At 33.2% G+C, this 16678-nt stretch carries 14 protein-coding genes; 6 read left to right on the top strand and 8 right to left on the bottom strand.

Features of this window, described 5'->3' with window-relative positions; translation table 11 throughout:
- Positions 1-79 precede the first annotated feature (79 nt).
- Positions 80-1282 carry a serine hydrolase gene (locus tag P2W75_RS18660; RefSeq protein WP_276381631.1) on the bottom strand — a complete coding sequence of 401 codons (1203 nt, stop codon included), beginning with the start codon at positions 1280-1282 and terminating at the stop codon, positions 80-82.
- Positions 1283-1524: 242 nt separating this feature from the next.
- On the opposite strand from P2W75_RS18660, the gene P2W75_RS18665 reads away from it, so the two are divergent.
- A complete protein-coding gene (locus tag P2W75_RS18665; RefSeq protein WP_276381632.1) occupies positions 1525-2733 on the top strand; it encodes an NAD(P)-dependent oxidoreductase in 1209 nt (402 codons plus the stop codon).
- 105 nt (positions 2734-2838) lie between these two features.
- On the opposite strand, the gene fumC is transcribed toward P2W75_RS18665, so the two are convergent.
- Complete coding sequence (gene fumC / locus P2W75_RS18670) at positions 2839-4224, bottom strand: class II fumarate hydratase (protein WP_276381633.1); 1386 nt, start codon at positions 4222-4224, stop codon at positions 2839-2841.
- 70 nt (positions 4225-4294) lie between these two features.
- Between fumC and P2W75_RS18675 the strand changes: the two genes are divergently transcribed.
- Together P2W75_RS18675 and P2W75_RS18680 are read left to right on the top strand one after the other, a co-directional pair.
- Positions 4295-4453, top strand: a complete 159-nt coding sequence (locus tag P2W75_RS18675; RefSeq protein WP_276381634.1) for a hypothetical protein — start codon at positions 4295-4297, stop codon at positions 4451-4453.
- A 114-nt stretch (positions 4454-4567) separates the two neighbouring features.
- Positions 4568-4741, top strand: a complete 174-nt coding sequence (locus P2W75_RS18680; RefSeq protein ID WP_044048118.1) for a hypothetical protein — start codon at positions 4568-4570, stop codon at positions 4739-4741.
- A gap of 208 nt (positions 4742-4949) precedes the next feature.
- Here P2W75_RS18680 and P2W75_RS18685 read toward each other — a convergent pair whose 3' ends face one another.
- Both P2W75_RS18685 and arsC read right to left on the bottom strand, forming a co-directional pair.
- The gene (locus P2W75_RS18685; protein ID WP_276381635.1) at positions 4950-7418 is read right to left on the bottom strand and encodes an outer membrane beta-barrel family protein; all 2469 of its coding nucleotides are present in this window, start codon (positions 7416-7418) and stop codon (positions 4950-4952) included.
- Positions 7419-7512: 94 nt separating this feature from the next.
- Positions 7513-7857 (bottom strand): arsenate reductase (glutaredoxin), encoded by a 345-nt coding sequence (gene arsC / locus P2W75_RS18690; RefSeq protein ID WP_207295214.1) that lies wholly within the window; start codon positions 7855-7857, stop codon positions 7513-7515.
- 114 nt (positions 7858-7971) lie between these two features.
- On the opposite strand from arsC, the gene P2W75_RS18695 reads away from it, so the two are divergent.
- Both P2W75_RS18695 and P2W75_RS18700 read left to right on the top strand, forming a co-directional pair.
- Positions 7972-8925: a CPBP family intramembrane glutamic endopeptidase gene (locus tag P2W75_RS18695; protein ID WP_207295215.1), complete on the top strand. Its 954-nt coding sequence runs from the start codon at positions 7972-7974 to the stop codon at positions 8923-8925.
- A gap of 7 nt (positions 8926-8932) precedes the next feature.
- The gene (locus P2W75_RS18700) at positions 8933-9976 is read left to right on the top strand and encodes an AMP-binding protein (protein ID WP_276381636.1); all 1044 of its coding nucleotides are present in this window, start codon (positions 8933-8935) and stop codon (positions 9974-9976) included.
- A gap of 96 nt (positions 9977-10072) precedes the next feature.
- Here P2W75_RS18700 and P2W75_RS18705 read toward each other — a convergent pair whose 3' ends face one another.
- From P2W75_RS18705 to P2W75_RS18720, 4 genes are all read right to left on the bottom strand, one after another.
- A complete protein-coding gene (locus P2W75_RS18705; protein WP_207295217.1) occupies positions 10073-11287 on the bottom strand; it encodes an RsmB/NOP family class I SAM-dependent RNA methyltransferase in 1215 nt (404 codons plus the stop codon).
- A gap of 149 nt (positions 11288-11436) precedes the next feature.
- Entirely contained in the window at positions 11437-11940 is a 504-nt protein-coding gene (locus P2W75_RS18710; protein WP_276381637.1) for a HEAT repeat domain-containing protein, read from the bottom strand.
- Between the two features lie 39 nt (positions 11941-11979).
- Complete coding sequence (locus P2W75_RS18715) at positions 11980-13953, bottom strand: KUP/HAK/KT family potassium transporter (RefSeq protein ID WP_276381638.1); 1974 nt, start codon at positions 13951-13953, stop codon at positions 11980-11982.
- A 135-nt stretch (positions 13954-14088) separates the two neighbouring features.
- The gene (locus tag P2W75_RS18720) at positions 14089-15375 is read right to left on the bottom strand and encodes a hypothetical protein (protein WP_276381639.1); all 1287 of its coding nucleotides are present in this window, start codon (positions 15373-15375) and stop codon (positions 14089-14091) included.
- 239 nt (positions 15376-15614) lie between these two features.
- Here P2W75_RS18720 and P2W75_RS18725 point away from each other — a divergent pair, with 239 nt between their 5' ends.
- Positions 15615-16673 carry an oxidoreductase gene (locus P2W75_RS18725; RefSeq protein ID WP_207295220.1) on the top strand — a complete coding sequence of 353 codons (1059 nt, stop codon included), beginning with the start codon at positions 15615-15617 and terminating at the stop codon, positions 16671-16673.
- Positions 16674-16678 lie beyond the last annotated feature (5 nt).

Below are 16678 nucleotides of genomic sequence, written 5' to 3' on the forward strand. Positions count from 1 at the left end.
AGTCGAGAGTCCAAAGTCAGCATTTGCAAATGTTTTTAAGGCTTTACGACCTTTAACTTTCGACTTTACGTCTATAATTTTACTCTTCGTCCTTGAAATTAAAAGGATAATCTCCAAAAATAGGAGCTAGTTTACGAACAGCATACGTGTTTCGCGTCATTTTATTAGACAGCGCTATTATCGTAACATTTTCCTTCATTAAAGTAATGTATGATGAGGTATTGCCATGCCACCAGCCATTGTGGAAATAATAATTTTGTCCGGTTTCCCAATTAATCATTCGAATTCCTAAACCATAATTCTTAGTTCCTTTACGCTCGTTGCTGTAACCTGTATAAACTTGTTTTAATAACTCAGGTTTTAAAAAATCTGGCGATTGTCTAGCCCTGTCAAATTTTAAAAGATCTCTTGCTGTCGAAAAAACGTTTTTATCTCCGTAAACATTATCCAGATAATCAAACCCAATTTCTACGCCATTACCTTTATAAGAAGGAACAATTTTCTTTCTGTCTTTATCATCATCAAAAACATAGGTGTGTGTCATTCCCAATGGTTTGAAAATCATTTCAGACATAGCTTCTTTATAACTTAGACCTGTAATTTTTTCAATAATAAGTGCCAGCATCGCATAATTGGTATTGCAATAGCTGAAACGAGTTCCGGTTTTAGATTCCAGACCAATATCTTTGGTAGCCAGAATTTCTAAAATATCTTTATTGGTTAATTGATTATGTCTGTCCCAAACCGATTTATCATGATCTGTAAAGTAAGCATAATTACGCATTCCAGTACGGTGACTTAAAAGCATTCTAATCGTGCAGTCTTCGTACGGAAACGTTTTTAAAATCGTATTTACTTTTTGATCTAGATCAATTTTACCAGCATTTACCAATTTCAAAACTGCCGTAGCCGTTAAAACCTTGCTTATAGAAGCAATCTGTACAGGTGTTTCAGGTGTTATTTTAGTACCTTCATTTTTATTCGCAAAGCCATTATAACGTTCAAAAATAATTTGTCCGTTTCGAGCAACTAAAAAACTTCCATTCATTGTATTGTTTGGCCAGTTTTTATTATAAAAGTGATTTATTCTGCCAGCTACCGAATTTTTATAGGCCTGTGAAATTTTCTTTTCAGGGCCTAATGGTTTCATTTTAGGTAAAGTATCTTCGACTGTTGGAGTATTGACTGTATCTGTTTTTTTGTCTTTGCCACATGAACTTAAAACTAGTATAGAAAAAAGTATTTGTGGTATATTTGTTTTTTTAAGGAAAATCATTTGCATCGTTCTTTAAAAACAAATATATCGAATTCAATTTTGTTGTTTTCTCAATTTTTAGGCTTTAAAATGTGTTTTTTAACATAGTTTTAACGAGTACTTTTTTTAGTGCTTTGTTTTTCAGCTAGTAACGGTTTCGAAACATTCTAAATTACATTTTTAAAACAAAATTTTAACTATATTTGTTATATTTGAAACAAATAACCTATAAAAAGTTATATTTATTAAACTAGCAAAAACCTATTTAAATGAAGTTTGGAATTATAAAAGAAAGAAAAAATCCGCCTGACAGAAGAGTTGTTTTTTCTCCTAATGAACTGACAAAATTAAAACAAACCTACCATGATGCTTCTGTAAAAGTAGAAAGTTCAGATATCAGAATATTTTCTGATGAAGAATATAAAAACATGGGAATAACCGTTTCTGAAGATGTTTCAGACTGTGATGTTTTATTTGGGGTCAAAGAAGTTCCTGTTGAGAATTTAATTCCAAATAAATCCTATTTCTTTTTTTCGCATACGATTAAAAAACAACCTCATAACCGAAAATTGCTTCAGGCAGTTTTAGAAAAAAATATCGATCTGTACGATCATGAAACCATTGTTGATGCGCACGATCATCGTTTGATTGGTTTCGGAAAATATGCAGGAATGGTTGGAGTTTACAACGGAATTCGTGCTTTCGGAATTAAATTCGAATTGTTTAAACTTCCAAAAGCAGAAACTCTTTCGGGAAAAGAAGCTTTGATCATGCATTTAAAACGCATAACAATGCCTGCTTTAAAATTTGTAGTTACTGGAACCGGAAAGGTTGGAAGCGGGGCAAAAGAGATTTTGGATGCCATAAAAGTAAAAGAAATCACAGTAGATAATTATCTGACGAAAAAATACGCACAAGCAGTTTATGTACAGCTTGATGTTTTAGAATACAACAAAAGAAAAGACGGACAGGTTCTGGATTTTAAGGATTTTGTAAATCATCCTGAAGAATATGAATCTGATTTTGAAAGATTCACAAAAGTATCTGACATCTATTTTGCAGGACATTTTTATGCGAACAACGCACCTATGATTTTAACTAAGGAAATGTTGAATGCAAAAGATTGTAAATTAAAAGTGGTAGCCGATATTTCTTGCGATGTAAACGGTCCAATTGCGTGTACAGTGAGATCTTCTACAATTGCTGAACCTTTGTATGGTTATTTCCCTTTAGAAGATAAAGAAGTTGATTTTTTCCATCCAGCGGCAGTTGCAGTAATGGCAGTAGATAATCTGCCGTGCGAAATCCCAAAAGATGCAAGTGAAGGTTTTGGTGAACAATTCATGGAACACGTAATTCCAGCTTTCTTCAACGGTGATAAAGACGGAATTCTAAAACGTGCCAAAATCACTGAAAACGGAAAACTTACCGAAAGATTTAGTTATCTACAGGATTACGTTGATAATGGAGAATTGTAAATGGTTAATTATAAATTGAAAAAAGAGCTTTCTAAATTTTAGAAAGCTCTTTTTATTTGAATTTGATGAAAATTAATAATTCATCATTAACAATTTACAATTAAACTAGACCATATCCTCAGGTTTCACCCAAGCATCAAAATCCTCAGGAGTAACATAGCCTAAACGGACAGCTTCTTCTTTAAGAGTAGTGCCATTTTTGTGAGCGGTTTGGGCGATTTCGGCAGCTTTGTAATATCCAATTTTAGTGTTTAAAGAGGTTACCAGCATTAGAGAATTGTCTACTAATTCTTTGATTCTTTTATGATTTGGTTCAATTCCTTGAGCACAATGCTCGTCAAATGAAACGCAGGCATCTCCTAATAATCTTGCCGATTGTAAAAAGTTAGCTGCCATAACTGGTTTAAAAACATTTAGTTCGTAATGTCCCTGCATTCCACCAACAGCAATTGCCATATCATTTCCAATAACTTGAGCACAAACCATTGTTAAAGCTTCGCATTGAGTCGGATTCACTTTTCCTGGCATAATTGAAGATCCTGGTTCATTTTCTGGAATGTGAATTTCACCAATTCCAGAGCGAGGACCTGAGGCTAACATTCTAATATCGTTGGCAATTTTATTTAAAGAAACGGCCAGCTGTTTTAATGCGCTGTGAGTTTCTACAATAGCATCGTGAGCGGCAAGTGCTTCAAATTTATTCTCAGCAGTTATAAAAGGATGATTTGTAAACTTTGCTATATATTCGGCTACTTTTACATCGTATCCTTTTGGAGTATTTAACCCAGTTCCTACTGCGGTTCCGCCTAAGGCGATTTCAGATAAATGCGCTAAAGTATTTTTCAAAGCTTTTAATCCGAATGCCAATTGTGCTGCATAACCCGAAATTTCTTGTCCGAGTGTCAAAGGTGTCGCATCCATTAAATGTGTACGTCCAATTTTTACAACATCTTTAAATTCAGCTGCTTTTTTAACTAGAGTAGCATGTAGTTTTTCAATTCCCGGAATTGTAGTTTCTACCACCATTTTGTAAGCAGCAATATGCATTCCGGTAGGGAAGGTGTCGTTTGAAGATTGTGATTTGTTAACGTCATCATTGGCTTTTATAAACTGTTCGCCTTCGCCAATTTTAAAACCTTTTAAAACTTGTGCGCGGTTGGCAATTACTTCATTAACATTCATATTGCTCTGTGTTCCAGAACCAGTCTGCCAAATTACTAACGGAAACTGATCGTTTAATTTCCCTTCTAAAATTTCATCACATACTGCCGCAATAGCGTCTCTTTTTTCGATTGGTAAAACACCTAAATCGTAGTTTGCATAAGCAGCGGCTTTTTTGAGATAAGCGAAACCTTCTATGATTTCTGCTGGCATCGAACCTGAATTGCCTATTTTAAAATTGTTTCTTGAACGTTCTGTCTGCGCACCCCAATATTTATCAGCAGGCACTTTTACTTCGCCCATGGTGTCTTTTTCTATTCTGTATTCCATTATATTGTTTGTAAAATGTTATTTGTAAGATGTGAAATTTTTGAATTTTTATTTGAAATTTGTTTTGAAAATGAATGCCTTAGCCCTGATGGGAGCGGCATCCTTTTTGTTCTGCCGCAGCGGAACAAAAAGATACAGCGGACAGCAGGTTTCAGCTCTTGAAAAATATACAGCTCTTTTGCATCCCTTTATTTATGCGGACTTGATGCGTGAAAAAAGCCTTATTTAAAATGAGTATAAATATACGCATAAATGTTATTTAACGAAAATTGATTTGGATTTTATTGGCGAGAAAAAAATATATACGCTACATTTGTCGTAACATTCAAAAATTCCGGAAAACATGTTTGAATTTTCACAGTACTTAGGCTTTTTACTTTTCTTAACCATACTAACTATAGGGTTTTGGTTAATGTTTTTCTTAGTTGGTTTCGTATCTTACTGGGTTACGGGTGCTAGCTGGGAAATGATCAAAGAAAAAAGAGCTAAAAAAAGACAAGAAGAACAATCTATTTAATTTTAGATTGATGTCATAAGAAAAGGACCCGTTTTTACGAGTCCTTTTTTTTGTGCCCAAAAAAACGAAATTCCAATATTGAAATTCCAAATTCCAATCCCGAAGTTTCGGGATAAATTTGAATACAAAAAATCCAAATTCCAACTTTTAAATTGGAATTTGGATTTTTTTATTTGGAATTTCCCAAAGGGTTGGAGTTTAAAAAATATTATCCAGGAAATTCTCCGCCGCCATCTCCGCCGCCTTCATTTCTAGGCTGTGCGTTTTTATCTCTTTCACCTTTTGGTTTGTTAAAACGATACGTGAATGATAAATTGAATTGACGTTTACGGAACTGCATTTCACTGTACGATTTTTGGCTTTCGCCAGTAACATCATTTTGAAGGTACGTATACGATCTCATGATTCTTGAGTTGAAAATATCGCTGATATTGAAAGCAATTGTTGCCTTGTCTTTCATAACATCTTTACTTAAAGCCGTATTCATTGAAAACTGGTCTAAGTTTTTTCCTTGAGCAGTTTTTTGTGATCCGTTGTAAGTTCCGTTTAACTGCCAGTCAATTTTGTATGGCAATGTAACTTTTGAATTGATTCTGGCAAACCAAGTGTTGGCTTGATTGTCAAGATTTTGAACTACAGTAGCTCCATTTGTATCTATATAAGTATTCTCTCCGGTCGTTTTTACATTATAAAGGTTGAAATTACTATTTAATCTCCACCATTTATACGGAGTATAGTTGAATGTAAACTCGAAACCATATTTTTGCTCTTTTCCTAAGTTAATAGGACGGCTTAAAATAACTGGAATTCCGTCTACAGTATCTCCATTTGGAGTTCTAACAAAGCTGAAAACATCTTTTGTGTTTTCGAAATAAGCAGAAGTGCTAAAAGTTACTTTTTCCCATCTTTTGATATATCCTACATCATATTTATCAGTTAATGAAGGGTCTAAATCTGGATTTCCTTGAAAAATATTAATGTTACTAGAATAGTTAAGTGCCGGATTCATGAAACGTCCTCTTGGTCTTGTTAAACGTTTGCTATAGCTGGCAGTAAAATTGCTCTGATCTGAAATTTCATAGCTCACAAAAGCACTTGGAAAAAGATTGTTGTATTTTTTGGTGTTAAATTCACTGTTGTCTAATAAGTTTACATGAATGTCTGTGTCTTCCCAGCGTAAACCAAATAAATAAGAGAATTTATTTACTTTCAAACCATATTGTGCGTAAAGCGCATTGATGTTTTCTTTGTATTGTAAAGTGTTTGATTTGTTTGGATCTTTTACATAATTTTCGTCTGTTACGTAATACTCGTTTTCTAAATCTCCAAAACTTCCTTTATAACCTGCTTCAAATTGGCTTCCCTTTCCTAGTGGTAAAACATAGTCAGTTTGAAATAAAACTTGTTTTTGTACTTGATCGTTTAGTGTTGTATTAAAACTTGGTGAAGCTGTAATGATACTGTTGCTGTCGTCTGTATTTCTTGAAATCGATAAATCGGCAGTAAGCTTATGACCTTTATCGTTGAAATTTTTGATTAAGTTCGAAGTAAATTCTACGTTTTCGCTTCCAGTATCAGCATTATTAAAACGAGAAGTTGCTCCTGTGAAAGCATGTGCAGCATCAAAATTATTGTAGTTGATTAAATCTTTATCTTCTCCTGTATTTTTTTGATAATTAATAGCGTTTGTCCAAAATGTAGTAGGAGTAATTGACCATTCAACTCCACCTCTTGCATTAAAACCATTTCTAATTCTTTTTGTATCACGGTCTTCATCTAAATACCCTTTAGGAGAACCGTCAGCATTATAATAAGATGTATTAGTCAAACCACCACCTTCGTTAGTTCTGTAGTTGTAACCTGCAGTAGTAAAGTAGTTTAATTTTTCGGTTTTGTAATTTACGTTAGCACTTAACCCATACGTTTCAGGAAGCCCTGTTGAAGCTATTAAAGTACCGTTGAAACCTTGATTTTTACCTTTTTTAAGAATTATATTGATGATTCCTGATCCACCTTCTGCATCATATCGTGCAGATGGATTTGTAATAACTTCTACTTTATCGATAGCATCAGCTGGAAGCTGACGTAAAGCTTCGGCAATATTAATCGCTTGTGAAGGTCTTCCATCAATTAAAATACGAATATTGTCGCTTCCTCTTAAACTTACGTTTCCTTCAGAATCAACAGAAACAGAAGGAACGTTGTCTAAAACGTCACTTACAGTTCCACCTTTTACCATCATGTCCTGACCAACATTGTAAACTTTTTTGTCAAGCTTAATTTCAACTGTTGATTTATCGGCACGAACGACAACTTCACTTAATTGTGCAGCATCTTCAGATAAGTTAACAACGCCAAGATTGGTGTCGTCTTGAATATTCTTTTGTTTGAATTCTGTTGATTTAAACGAAATGAATTCAACTTTTATATCGTAAGTTCCCGGTGCAACGGCAACTTCAAATTCACCTTTTGGATTGGTAATACCACCTGCAATAACTTTCGTGTCATTTGGTGCCATAATTGAAATTGTAGCATATTCAAGTGGTTGTTTGCTAACTTTTTCGAATACTTTTCCAGTAACCTTAACTTTGTTTCTTGCGGGTGGTCCTTGCTGTGCATAATTGCAAAAACTCGTGAGAATAAGCACAAGTAATACAGCGAAATTGATTTTTTTCATTTTTTTCTGGTTTCTCTTTTCTTCTTAGACGGCAAATTTACCTTTTGGTTTAAAGAGAAAGATCACAAAAAAATGTTAACAATCTATTTTAGAATCAGTCTAAAAAAGAAGCTACTTTGTCTAAATCTCTTCCAATAATGGCTTTTCCGTCTTTTACTACAATTGGTCTTTCAATTAAAATTGGATTATCAACCATAGCCTGAATGGTTTGTTCGTCAGTGAGATTTTTGTTTTTGTAGTTTTCAATCCAGATTTTTTCTTTGGTTCTCACTAATTGATTGGGATTTAAATCCAGTTTTTTTAAAAGTTCTTTCAGCTCGTCAAACGTTGGAGTGTCAGTTAAATAAGAGATTATTTCATACTCTTGTTTGTTCTCATCTAGAAATGCAAGACAGTTTCTGGATTTTCCGCAGCGTGGATTATGGTAAATTTGTATCATTTTGTTATATTTAAGGTGTGATAAAATAGATTTATCAAAAAAGCTGTTGTATTAATAGCAAAAATAGGATTTAGTATTTAAATCGGATTCTCATTTTAATAATTTTAAAAAGATATGTTTTTAGAGCAAGGAATTAAACCTGAAAATCATTTTTGGAAATATCTAATTGGTTCAGTTTTTATCATAACAGCTTCGTTTATAGGTCAGATTCCTTTTTCGGTTGCGGTTTTGTATAAAAGTTTTGTTGAAAAAACGGGTTTTCCAACAGATAACGATGCTGCATTAAAAGTATTTGAGCCTAATCTTACATTGTTTTTGGTGATGATTTCGTTTGCTTTTGCTTTTGCGGGAATTTATTTTGTTGTGAAATATGTACACCGTCAAACGCTTTTGTCAATAACCACAACAAGAAAAAAAATCGATTGGAACCGAATCTTTTTTTCGTTCTTTTTATGGTCTTTGTTTTCTGTAGTGAGCTTTTTTATAATGTATTCACAAGCTCCAAAAGAATATATATGGAATTTTAAATTAGTCCCTTTTCTGATTTTGGTGGTTATAGGAACTATTTTAATTCCCATTCAAACCAGTACCGAAGAATATGTGTTTAGAGGATATCTCATGCAGGGTTTTGCTAATTTGGCTAGAAACAGATGGTTTCCATTAATGATGACTTCGTTGATATTTGGTACTATGCATATTCTGAACCCCGAAGTTACCAAAATGGGATATGTAATTATGGTATACTATATTGGAACAGGATTGTTTTTAGGGGTAATTACACTTATGGATGAAGGAATGGAACTGGCTTTGGGTTTTCACGCCTCTAATAATCTGGTTGGAGCATTATTAGTAACCTCAGATTGGTCGGTTTTTCAAACACATTCTATATTTAAAGATATGTCTGAGCCATCGGCAGGTGCAGATGTTATTCTTCCGGTGATAATTGTATATCCTTTACTGCTTTTTATTTTTAGTAAAAAATACAATTGGTCCAATTGGAAAGAGAAGTTAACTGGAGAAATTAAAGAAACTGATATTGAAGCAAAAGAATTTTTAAATTCAAATTAATACTATTATGCCAAACTTAACTCATAAAAATGTTCATAATTACTTTAAACTAAATGGCTATCATCTCAACGCAACTGATTTATGCCGAATAGGATATAGTTATATTAAAGAAGGTGATGCTTTCGAACGTGCTATTGGAGAATTTTTTCTCGACTGGTTTGATAAAAAAGATTATGTCGAAATGACTACTTCTGGAACTACGGGACTTCCTAAATTAGTCAGACTTGAAAAGCAAGCTATGATTCAATCTGCGCTAGCGACAGGAGATTTTTTCGGATTAGAGCCTGGAAATCGTGCTTTACTTTGCCTGCCAACACAATTTATTGCAGGAAAAATGATGCTGGTACGAAGTCTGATTTTAGGATTAGAATTAGATGTAGTTTCGCCAAGTACAGAACCGCTGGCTTACAATAACAAACACTATGATTTTGCTGCTATGGTGCCACTGCAGGTTCAGAATTCTATAGAGAAACTCGGAAATATCAAAAAACTGATTATTGGCGGGGCTAAATTGGACAGTTCATTAGAAGAAAAATTACTGCCCTTAAAAAGGGAAATTTATGAGACGTATGGAATGACCGAAACCATAACTCATATTGCCGCCAAAAGAGTAGGAGAGAAAGCATTTTCGATTTTGCCAAATGTAAAAATAGAAAAAGATGAGCGTGGCTGTCTGGTTATTTATGTTGCGTCAATTTCTGATGAACCAATTGTTACCAATGATCTTGTTGATTTGGTAAATGAGAATCAATTTGTCTTTTTAGGAAGAATTGATAATATCATTAATAGCGGTGGAGTAAAACTGATTCCAGAACAAATCGAAGCTAAGCTGATTGATAAAATTCCAAATCGATTTTTTGTAACGGGTGTTCCTGATACTACTTTAGGAGAAAAACTTATTTTGGTTATTGAGGGAGAGAAATATGAGTTTTCTCCAGATTTTTTTGATGTTTTAGGAAAGTTCGAAAAACCAAAAGAAATTGTTTTTGTTCCGAAATTCAAAGAAAACGAAAACGGAAAATTGCTACGTAAATCTAGCTGGAAAGCTTAAAAATAATTGAAAATTAAAAATTAAAAATCCCAAATTCCAATAACTCAGATTGGAATTTGGGATTTTAAGTATTAGTTTTTTAAATATAAAAATATTTTATTTTTTACGTTCCATTAATGCCATATAAAATCCGTCAAAACCAGATTCTGAAGCTAGCATTTTACGGTCTTCTATAAAAGTAAATTGCTGTCCGATTTCTGTTTTTAAGAATTTCTCAACTTGCTCTTGATTTTCAGAAGGTAAAACCGAACAAGTAGCATATACTAGTTTTCCGCCTGGTTTTACAATTTTAGAATAGCTTTCTAAAACTTCACTCTGAACTTTACGGATATTGTCGATAAATTCAGGTTGTAATTTCCATTTAGAATCAGGATTTCTTTTTAAAACTCCTAATCCGCTGCAAGGTGCATCAATTAAAACACGATCAGCTTTTTCGTGTAATTTTTTGATCACTTTTGTACTGTCGATAATACGGTATTCAATATTAAAAGCGCCATTTCTTTTTGCTCTTAATTTTAACTGCTTTAGTTTGCTTTCGTACAAATCCATTGCAATTAATTGTCCTTTATTGTTCATTAAGGAAGCCATGTGCAATGTTTTTCCGCCTGCTCCTGCACAAGTATCAACAACACGCATTCCCGGCTGAACATCCAAGAAATTTGCTACTAACTGTGAATTGGCATCTTGCACTTCAAATAAACCTTGTTTAAAAGCATCTGTAAGGAAAACATTTGCTCTTTCTTTTAATACCAAAGCATCAGGTTGATCTTTTAAATATTCAGTTTCAATATTTAAATCCATCAACGTATTTCGTAGACTTTCTTTAGTTCCTTTAAGCGTATTAGTTCTTAAAATTACTTTTGCAGGCTGGTTTTGTGCTGCAATTTCTTTAGCCCAAACTTTTTCTCCAAGTTCTTTTACGCCCAATTCGTCCATCCAGTCTGGAATAGATTCTTTGATCGCTCTTGTTTTTGAAAGTTCATCAAAACGACCTTTTATTTTTCTTTCAGGAGTTCCTTCTAATTGTCTCCAATCTGGAATTGGATATCCTCTTAAAACAGCCCAAACGGCAAACATTCTCCATAGGTTATCTCTGTCATAAGGTTCTTTTACTTCGGCAATTTCTGCGTACAGACGTTTCCAGCGTACAATTTCATATATCGTTTCGGCAACAAACTTCCTGTCGGAACTTCCCCAACGTTTGTCTTTCTTTAAGGCTCTGGCTACCACTTTGTCGGCGTATTCTCCTTCATTGAAAATAGCATTCAAAGAATCAATGGTAGTATAAACTAAATTTCTGTGTAATCTCATTTCTAATATTTGAGCTGCAAAGGTACTATTAATTGATTGAAAGTTAAATTTTTAATTTGAGTTGTTGATTCAGCTTTCTTTTTTAAAAGAAAAACACTCTGATAAAAGTTTAAAAGAGTGTTTTTCTGAAATAGTTTTCTGCAAGTTTTTTATTTAAAAGTTAATAAAATGTTTTTTGCATCTGCATTTAGTTCTTCGTCACTTTCGTACTCAATGTACTTTTTAAGGATTTCAACTGTTTCCTCAAATTTATACATACTTAAACTTGTTAAAGAAGCAGCTTTGATGTCAAAATCATCTTCATAAAGCAAATTTTTTAAAGTAGATAATAATTCTAAAGAAGGATAATTAGCTGAAATCATAGCACACCAATATCTTACACTATAATAATCACTTTTTAATGTTTTGATTAAAATAGGAATTACATCTTCTTTTTGGAATTGTAAAATTACATCTTCAACTAATTGATAAACACCAAAACCATCTATATTTCCAAATGAATTTAAAAACAGGCTTATACATCTTTTGTCAGGTACTTTCAAAAAATGCCTTCTAACTTCATCGTAAGTTTGAATAAGTTTTTCTGATAAATCTTCGTCTGAAGGCATAGGTTGATGATTTTCTAAAAATTGTATTGCCAATTCTGTATTCATCTTCTATACTCTTTACTTATATCTTTTTCTGAAAAAAAATTATTTTGTTATTCTCGTTAATCCAATATTTTCTGGAGCGTGAAGCACCATTGGGAATTTTTCTATTTTTACAGAACTACTGTCTAAACCAAAGGCCCTTTCTTCAGATAAACTTAGTTTTTTAATGAAGAAATACGAGTTCATAATAATATTTTCATGCCATCTTAAATCGTTGTCATTTGATAAGAATTTCTCAGACAATACAAATTTAAAGTCACCAATAATATTGTTTTTGTTTAATGATTCGTAACGGCTGGTAATATCCACTTCGCCGCGTTTCACCATGTCGCGAATTACTTCTCTAAACATTAAATTAATTTTGGTTGGCTCTCTAAAACCTAAGTTAAAGTCGATTCTGTAAATATCGTCTTTAGCAATTTCTGTAACTTTATATTGTGTTTTATAAGGTTCAGTAAGAATGTTTACATGTACAAACCAATAAATGTCAGCTCTTTTTGGACGTTTTTGTAAAATCGAATAAATTACTTTTTCTTCCAATTCATCCACACGATTAGCATTGGTCATATATACCAAATGTGTTGCATATTTCGGTATTGATAAATCTTGGCTTAACTCCATAAGGACTTTTTTGTAATCATCAATTTTGACCACTTTCGTGTAGTTTTTGTTGATTTTCTTAGCCAAATACCAAATCGTCATTATCGAAATCAATAGAATTGCAATAATAAGGGTTACATAACCTCCTTCAGCAAATTTGGTGATATTAGCAATCAAGAAACTAAATTCAATTAAAAGATAAATGGTAATAAGCGGTACCATGAAATACAGTTTTACACGCTTCATGATTAGATAATAATTCAAAAGAATCGTTGTCATAATCATACACAGGATAATGGCAAGACCATAAGCATGCTCCATATTTCCTGATTTTTTGAAGTGAAGTACGATTCCCACACAACCAAAAAACAATAACCAGTTAATAGAAGGAATGTATAATTGTCCTTTTACTTCGGTAGGATATTTGATTTTTACTTTTGGCCAGAAATTCAAGCGCATTGCTTCATTGATTAATGTAAACGATCCGCTGATAAGTGCTTGAGAAGCAATTACTGCTGCTAAAGTCGCTACTACTATCCCGAATGGTAAAAACCAATGCGGCATAATCAGGTAAAAAGGATTTCCGTTTTCACCTCCTAATTGCTGTAAAGTGCTTCCTTGATGGTGTGTTAAATAAGCAGCCTGTCCAAAATAGTTTAATACTAAAGTCCCTTTTACAAAAATCCAGCTGATTCGGATGTTTTTTCTACCGCAGTGTCCCATATCTGAATACAATGCTTCTGCTCCGGTAGTACATAAAAAGACAAAACCAAGAACGAAGAATCCATCAGGATGAATGGACAATAAGTGATATGCGTAATACGGATTTATCGCTTTAATCACTTCTGGATACTGTAAAATCTGAATTAATCCTAATGTTCCCAGCATAGCAAACCAGATAAGCATCATTGGGGCAAAGAATTTTCCCACCAGCTTAGTTCCGAATTGTTGTATGGTAAAAAGGATGAAAAGAATGGTAATTACAATACCAATAATGGTTTCAGTTTCCATTGTTGGATAAAATGCCCTAATTCCTTCTACAGCAGATGAAATTGAGATGGGCGGCGTAATGATACCGTCTGCGAGTAATGCACTTCCTCCAATAATGGCGGGAACAATAAGCCACTGAATTTTAGTTTTCTTGACCAGGGCATATAGAGCAAAAATACCTCCTTCACCATGGTTGTCAGCGCTTAAAGTTATAAGAACATATTTTATTGTAGTTTGTAATGTCAAGGTCCAGAAAACACAAGAAATACCTCCTAATACAATATCGGCATCGATGGTATGGCTGCCAAGTATGGCTTTCATTACATATAGCGGAGAAGTACCAATATCTCCATAAATTATCCCTAATGTTATCAATAAACCCCCAATAGACAACTTACTATGTAAGTTTTTATGCGATGCGCTCATGTATATTTTTAATAAAAGACGGATGCAAATTTACTGTTTTAAAACAAATTAGCGACAATAATAATTAAAAAGATAAAAAAAAGCACAATCCCCAAATTGTGCTTTTAATTTTAAGTGTAAATTGAAATATTCTAATTATCCTCTTCTTCCGCCTCCTCTTGAATTAGATCCGTTTTCTCTCTGCTGTCCGCCGCCTCTTGATTCCTGACTTGCTCTAGGAGCTTCAGAGCGCTGAACATTTTGAGATCTTGAAGCATTTGATCTGTTTTCAGAATTTCCTCTGTTTTCTGAATAACTTCTTGGTGCTTCTGTTCTTTGTGCTGGAGCAGGTCTTGAAGTATTCATTCTGTTTTCTGAATAGCCTCTTGGTGCTTCATTGTTTTGAGCAGATGATGTTCTGCCTGTATAGCTTCTGTTTTCAGAATTTGATCTTGTAGAGTAAACGTTTGAATTGTTTCTTCCATAATCATTTCTTGAATCATTTCTTGTTTCTGCTCTGTTTTCATTTCTTACCGGAGCGTTTACACCAGAATTATCTCTATTAACAGTGCTTACACGATTGGTGTTATAAGTTCTATCAGAAGAATTTCTGTTTGAATAGTTTCTATTATCAGAAGGCGATACACTTCTATCAGAATTAGATCTGTTTGTATTGTATGTTCTATTAGATTCTCTGCTCGCAATTCTTCTTTGGTCAAGATCATATCTGTTGCTTACATTTGAGTGTCTATCTGCAAAACTGTAATTAGGTCTCATTCTCTCGTAACCGTAAGTACGTCTTGTTTCGTAGATAGCAGGTGCTCTGTAACTTCTTCTGGTATTTACGTAGTTATAAGTATTGTGTACATTAATACATACATTTATATTGCTTCTATATCTGTAAACTGGATAAGGTCTCCAAGCTGTATAATATGTTGGATAATAACCCCAATTCCATGTTGAATAGTAAGGTCTGTAATTAGTAACCCAGAATGAAGTATAAATAACCGGAACTACGCTGTAAACAGGCTCATAGATGTAATTTGCTCCATATAAATAAGAGTTACCTACAATTTGAACGTTTACTTTGTTGTAGTTGTCTCTTTCTACATCAATAGTAGCAACATCCTGATAAACATCACGATCTAAAACGGCTTGGATAATTACAACGTGTGTTCTGTCTTCTACAGATTCGATTACTCTTAAGTAATCTACTTCGTCATCTCCATTTAAGTCCAGATTGGATATTTGATATTTTGGATCGTTCAATCTTCTTTCAAAATCCTGAAGGTTGGCAGATTCCCCAAACATAGAAGCAACTGCTCTAAGATCTAAGTTATCACTTATGTCTGAGTTTTTTGCGTAAACAGTAGTTTGACTTTGTGCAGAACAAGAACCAAAAACTAATGCTACAAGCGCTATTAAAAGTAGTTTCGTTTTCATGATAAAATCATATTAAATTATTTGTATTACGAGATATCCAATTACTGTGCCACAATTTTAAAAAGCTATTTCGTGTGGTTTAAAGTGCTTGTAGTGAGTTGGTTATTTTTTGTTTAATGATTTTTAATTTTGATTATACAATAAATGGCTTTAAAAATTATTATTTCTTAAAAAAAAGAAAACATATTTGAGATGTTATAAATAATTGTATTTTAGCATTAACCAAAATCTAATTTTATATGAGAAAAATTATACTATTTTGCAGTGTTTTTGTCTTATTTGTTTCTTTTAAAACGCTTAATGGAAGTAATAAACCGATGAACAGCGGTTTTACTTCGATAAAAATAGATACCTTGTTTCAAGATAAAATCAGTATTCGTGCCATAGTAATTGATAAAAACAAAGTTTGGTATGGAGCCGATAATTCTCGTTTTGGTTATTTTGATCTTGATAAGAAAGAAAAATTTGAAGAACGTATTTATCGTGATACACTTAATTTAGAATTTAGAAGCATCGCCCAGACTTCTAAAGATATCTTTTTATTAAGCGTTTCAAATCCGGCTTTATTGTATTCTATTTCAAAAAAAGATCACAAAGCCAAATTGGTTTATAAAGAAGTAAATCCAAAAGTGTTTTACGACAGTATGCAGTTTTGGAATGATAAAGAAGGAATTGCTATTGGTGATCCAACAGAAGATACTTTTTCAGTAATTGTGACTAGAGACGGAGGGGAAACCTGGACTAAATTACTTTCGGATAAATTGCCAACTAATGCTTCTGGTGAAAGTGCTTTTGCGGCAAGTAATACAAATATCGTAATAAAAGGAAATGATACATGGTTAGTTTCGGGAGGGAAAAAAGCACGTGTTTTTTATTCTCCAGATAAAGCTAAAACATGGAAAGTAGTAGAAACTCCAATTGTACAAGGAAAAACAATGACGGGTATTTTTACAGCTGATTTCTACGATGCAAAACATGGATTTATCGCTGGTGGTGATTATGATCTTCCAAATAAAAAAACAGACAATAAAGCTTTTACTCAAGATGGGGGAAAAACTTGGGAACTAATAGGGCAGAACATGGGCTTTGGTTATGCATCATGTATACAGTACGTACCTGGAGGAAATGGAAAAGAAATTATTTGTGTAGGTTCTGAAGGAATACAATATTCTCAAAATGGCGGCGAAAACTGGATGCAGTTATCTACTGATTCTAAATTGTTTACTATCCGTTTTGTAAACAGAAATACTGCAATTGCTGCAGGATATAACAAAGTAGTCCGACTTAACTTTAAATAAAAAAT

The organism is Flavobacterium sp. H4147, assembly GCF_029360735.1.
In the GTDB taxonomy this organism is placed as follows: Bacteria; Bacteroidota; Bacteroidia; order Flavobacteriales; family Flavobacteriaceae; genus Flavobacterium; species Flavobacterium endoglycinae.

Bases quoted from the DNA above. Each gene is read 5' to 3' on its own strand.
- P2W75_RS18660 (WP_276381631.1), bottom strand. From the start codon at position 1,282: ATGCAAATGATTTTCCTTAAAAAAACAAATATACCACAAATACTTTTT.
- P2W75_RS18665 (WP_276381632.1), top strand. From the start codon at position 1,525: ATGAAGTTTGGAATTATAAAAGAAAGAAAAAATCCGCCTGACAGAAGA.
- fumC (WP_276381633.1), bottom strand. From the start codon at position 4,224: ATGGAATACAGAATAGAAAAAGACACCATGGGCGAAGTAAAAGTGCCT.
- P2W75_RS18675 (WP_276381634.1), top strand. From the start codon at position 4,295: ATGAATGCCTTAGCCCTGATGGGAGCGGCATCCTTTTTGTTCTGCCGC.
- P2W75_RS18680 (WP_044048118.1), top strand. From the start codon at position 4,568: ATGTTTGAATTTTCACAGTACTTAGGCTTTTTACTTTTCTTAACCATA.
- P2W75_RS18685 (WP_276381635.1), bottom strand. From the start codon at position 7,418: ATGAAAAAAATCAATTTCGCTGTATTACTTGTGCTTATTCTCACGAGT.
- arsC (WP_207295214.1), bottom strand. From the start codon at position 7,857: ATGATACAAATTTACCATAATCCACGCTGCGGAAAATCCAGAAACTGT.
- P2W75_RS18695 (WP_207295215.1), top strand. From the start codon at position 7,972: ATGTTTTTAGAGCAAGGAATTAAACCTGAAAATCATTTTTGGAAATAT.
- P2W75_RS18700 (WP_276381636.1), top strand. From the start codon at position 8,933: ATGCCAAACTTAACTCATAAAAATGTTCATAATTACTTTAAACTAAAT.
- P2W75_RS18705 (WP_207295217.1), bottom strand. From the start codon at position 11,287: ATGAGATTACACAGAAATTTAGTTTATACTACCATTGATTCTTTGAAT.
- P2W75_RS18710 (WP_276381637.1), bottom strand. From the start codon at position 11,940: ATGAATACAGAATTGGCAATACAATTTTTAGAAAATCATCAACCTATG.
- P2W75_RS18715 (WP_276381638.1), bottom strand. From the start codon at position 13,953: ATGAGCGCATCGCATAAAAACTTACATAGTAAGTTGTCTATTGGGGGT.
- P2W75_RS18720 (WP_276381639.1), bottom strand. From the start codon at position 15,375: ATGAAAACGAAACTACTTTTAATAGCGCTTGTAGCATTAGTTTTTGGT.
- P2W75_RS18725 (WP_207295220.1), top strand. From the start codon at position 15,615: ATGAGAAAAATTATACTATTTTGCAGTGTTTTTGTCTTATTTGTTTCT.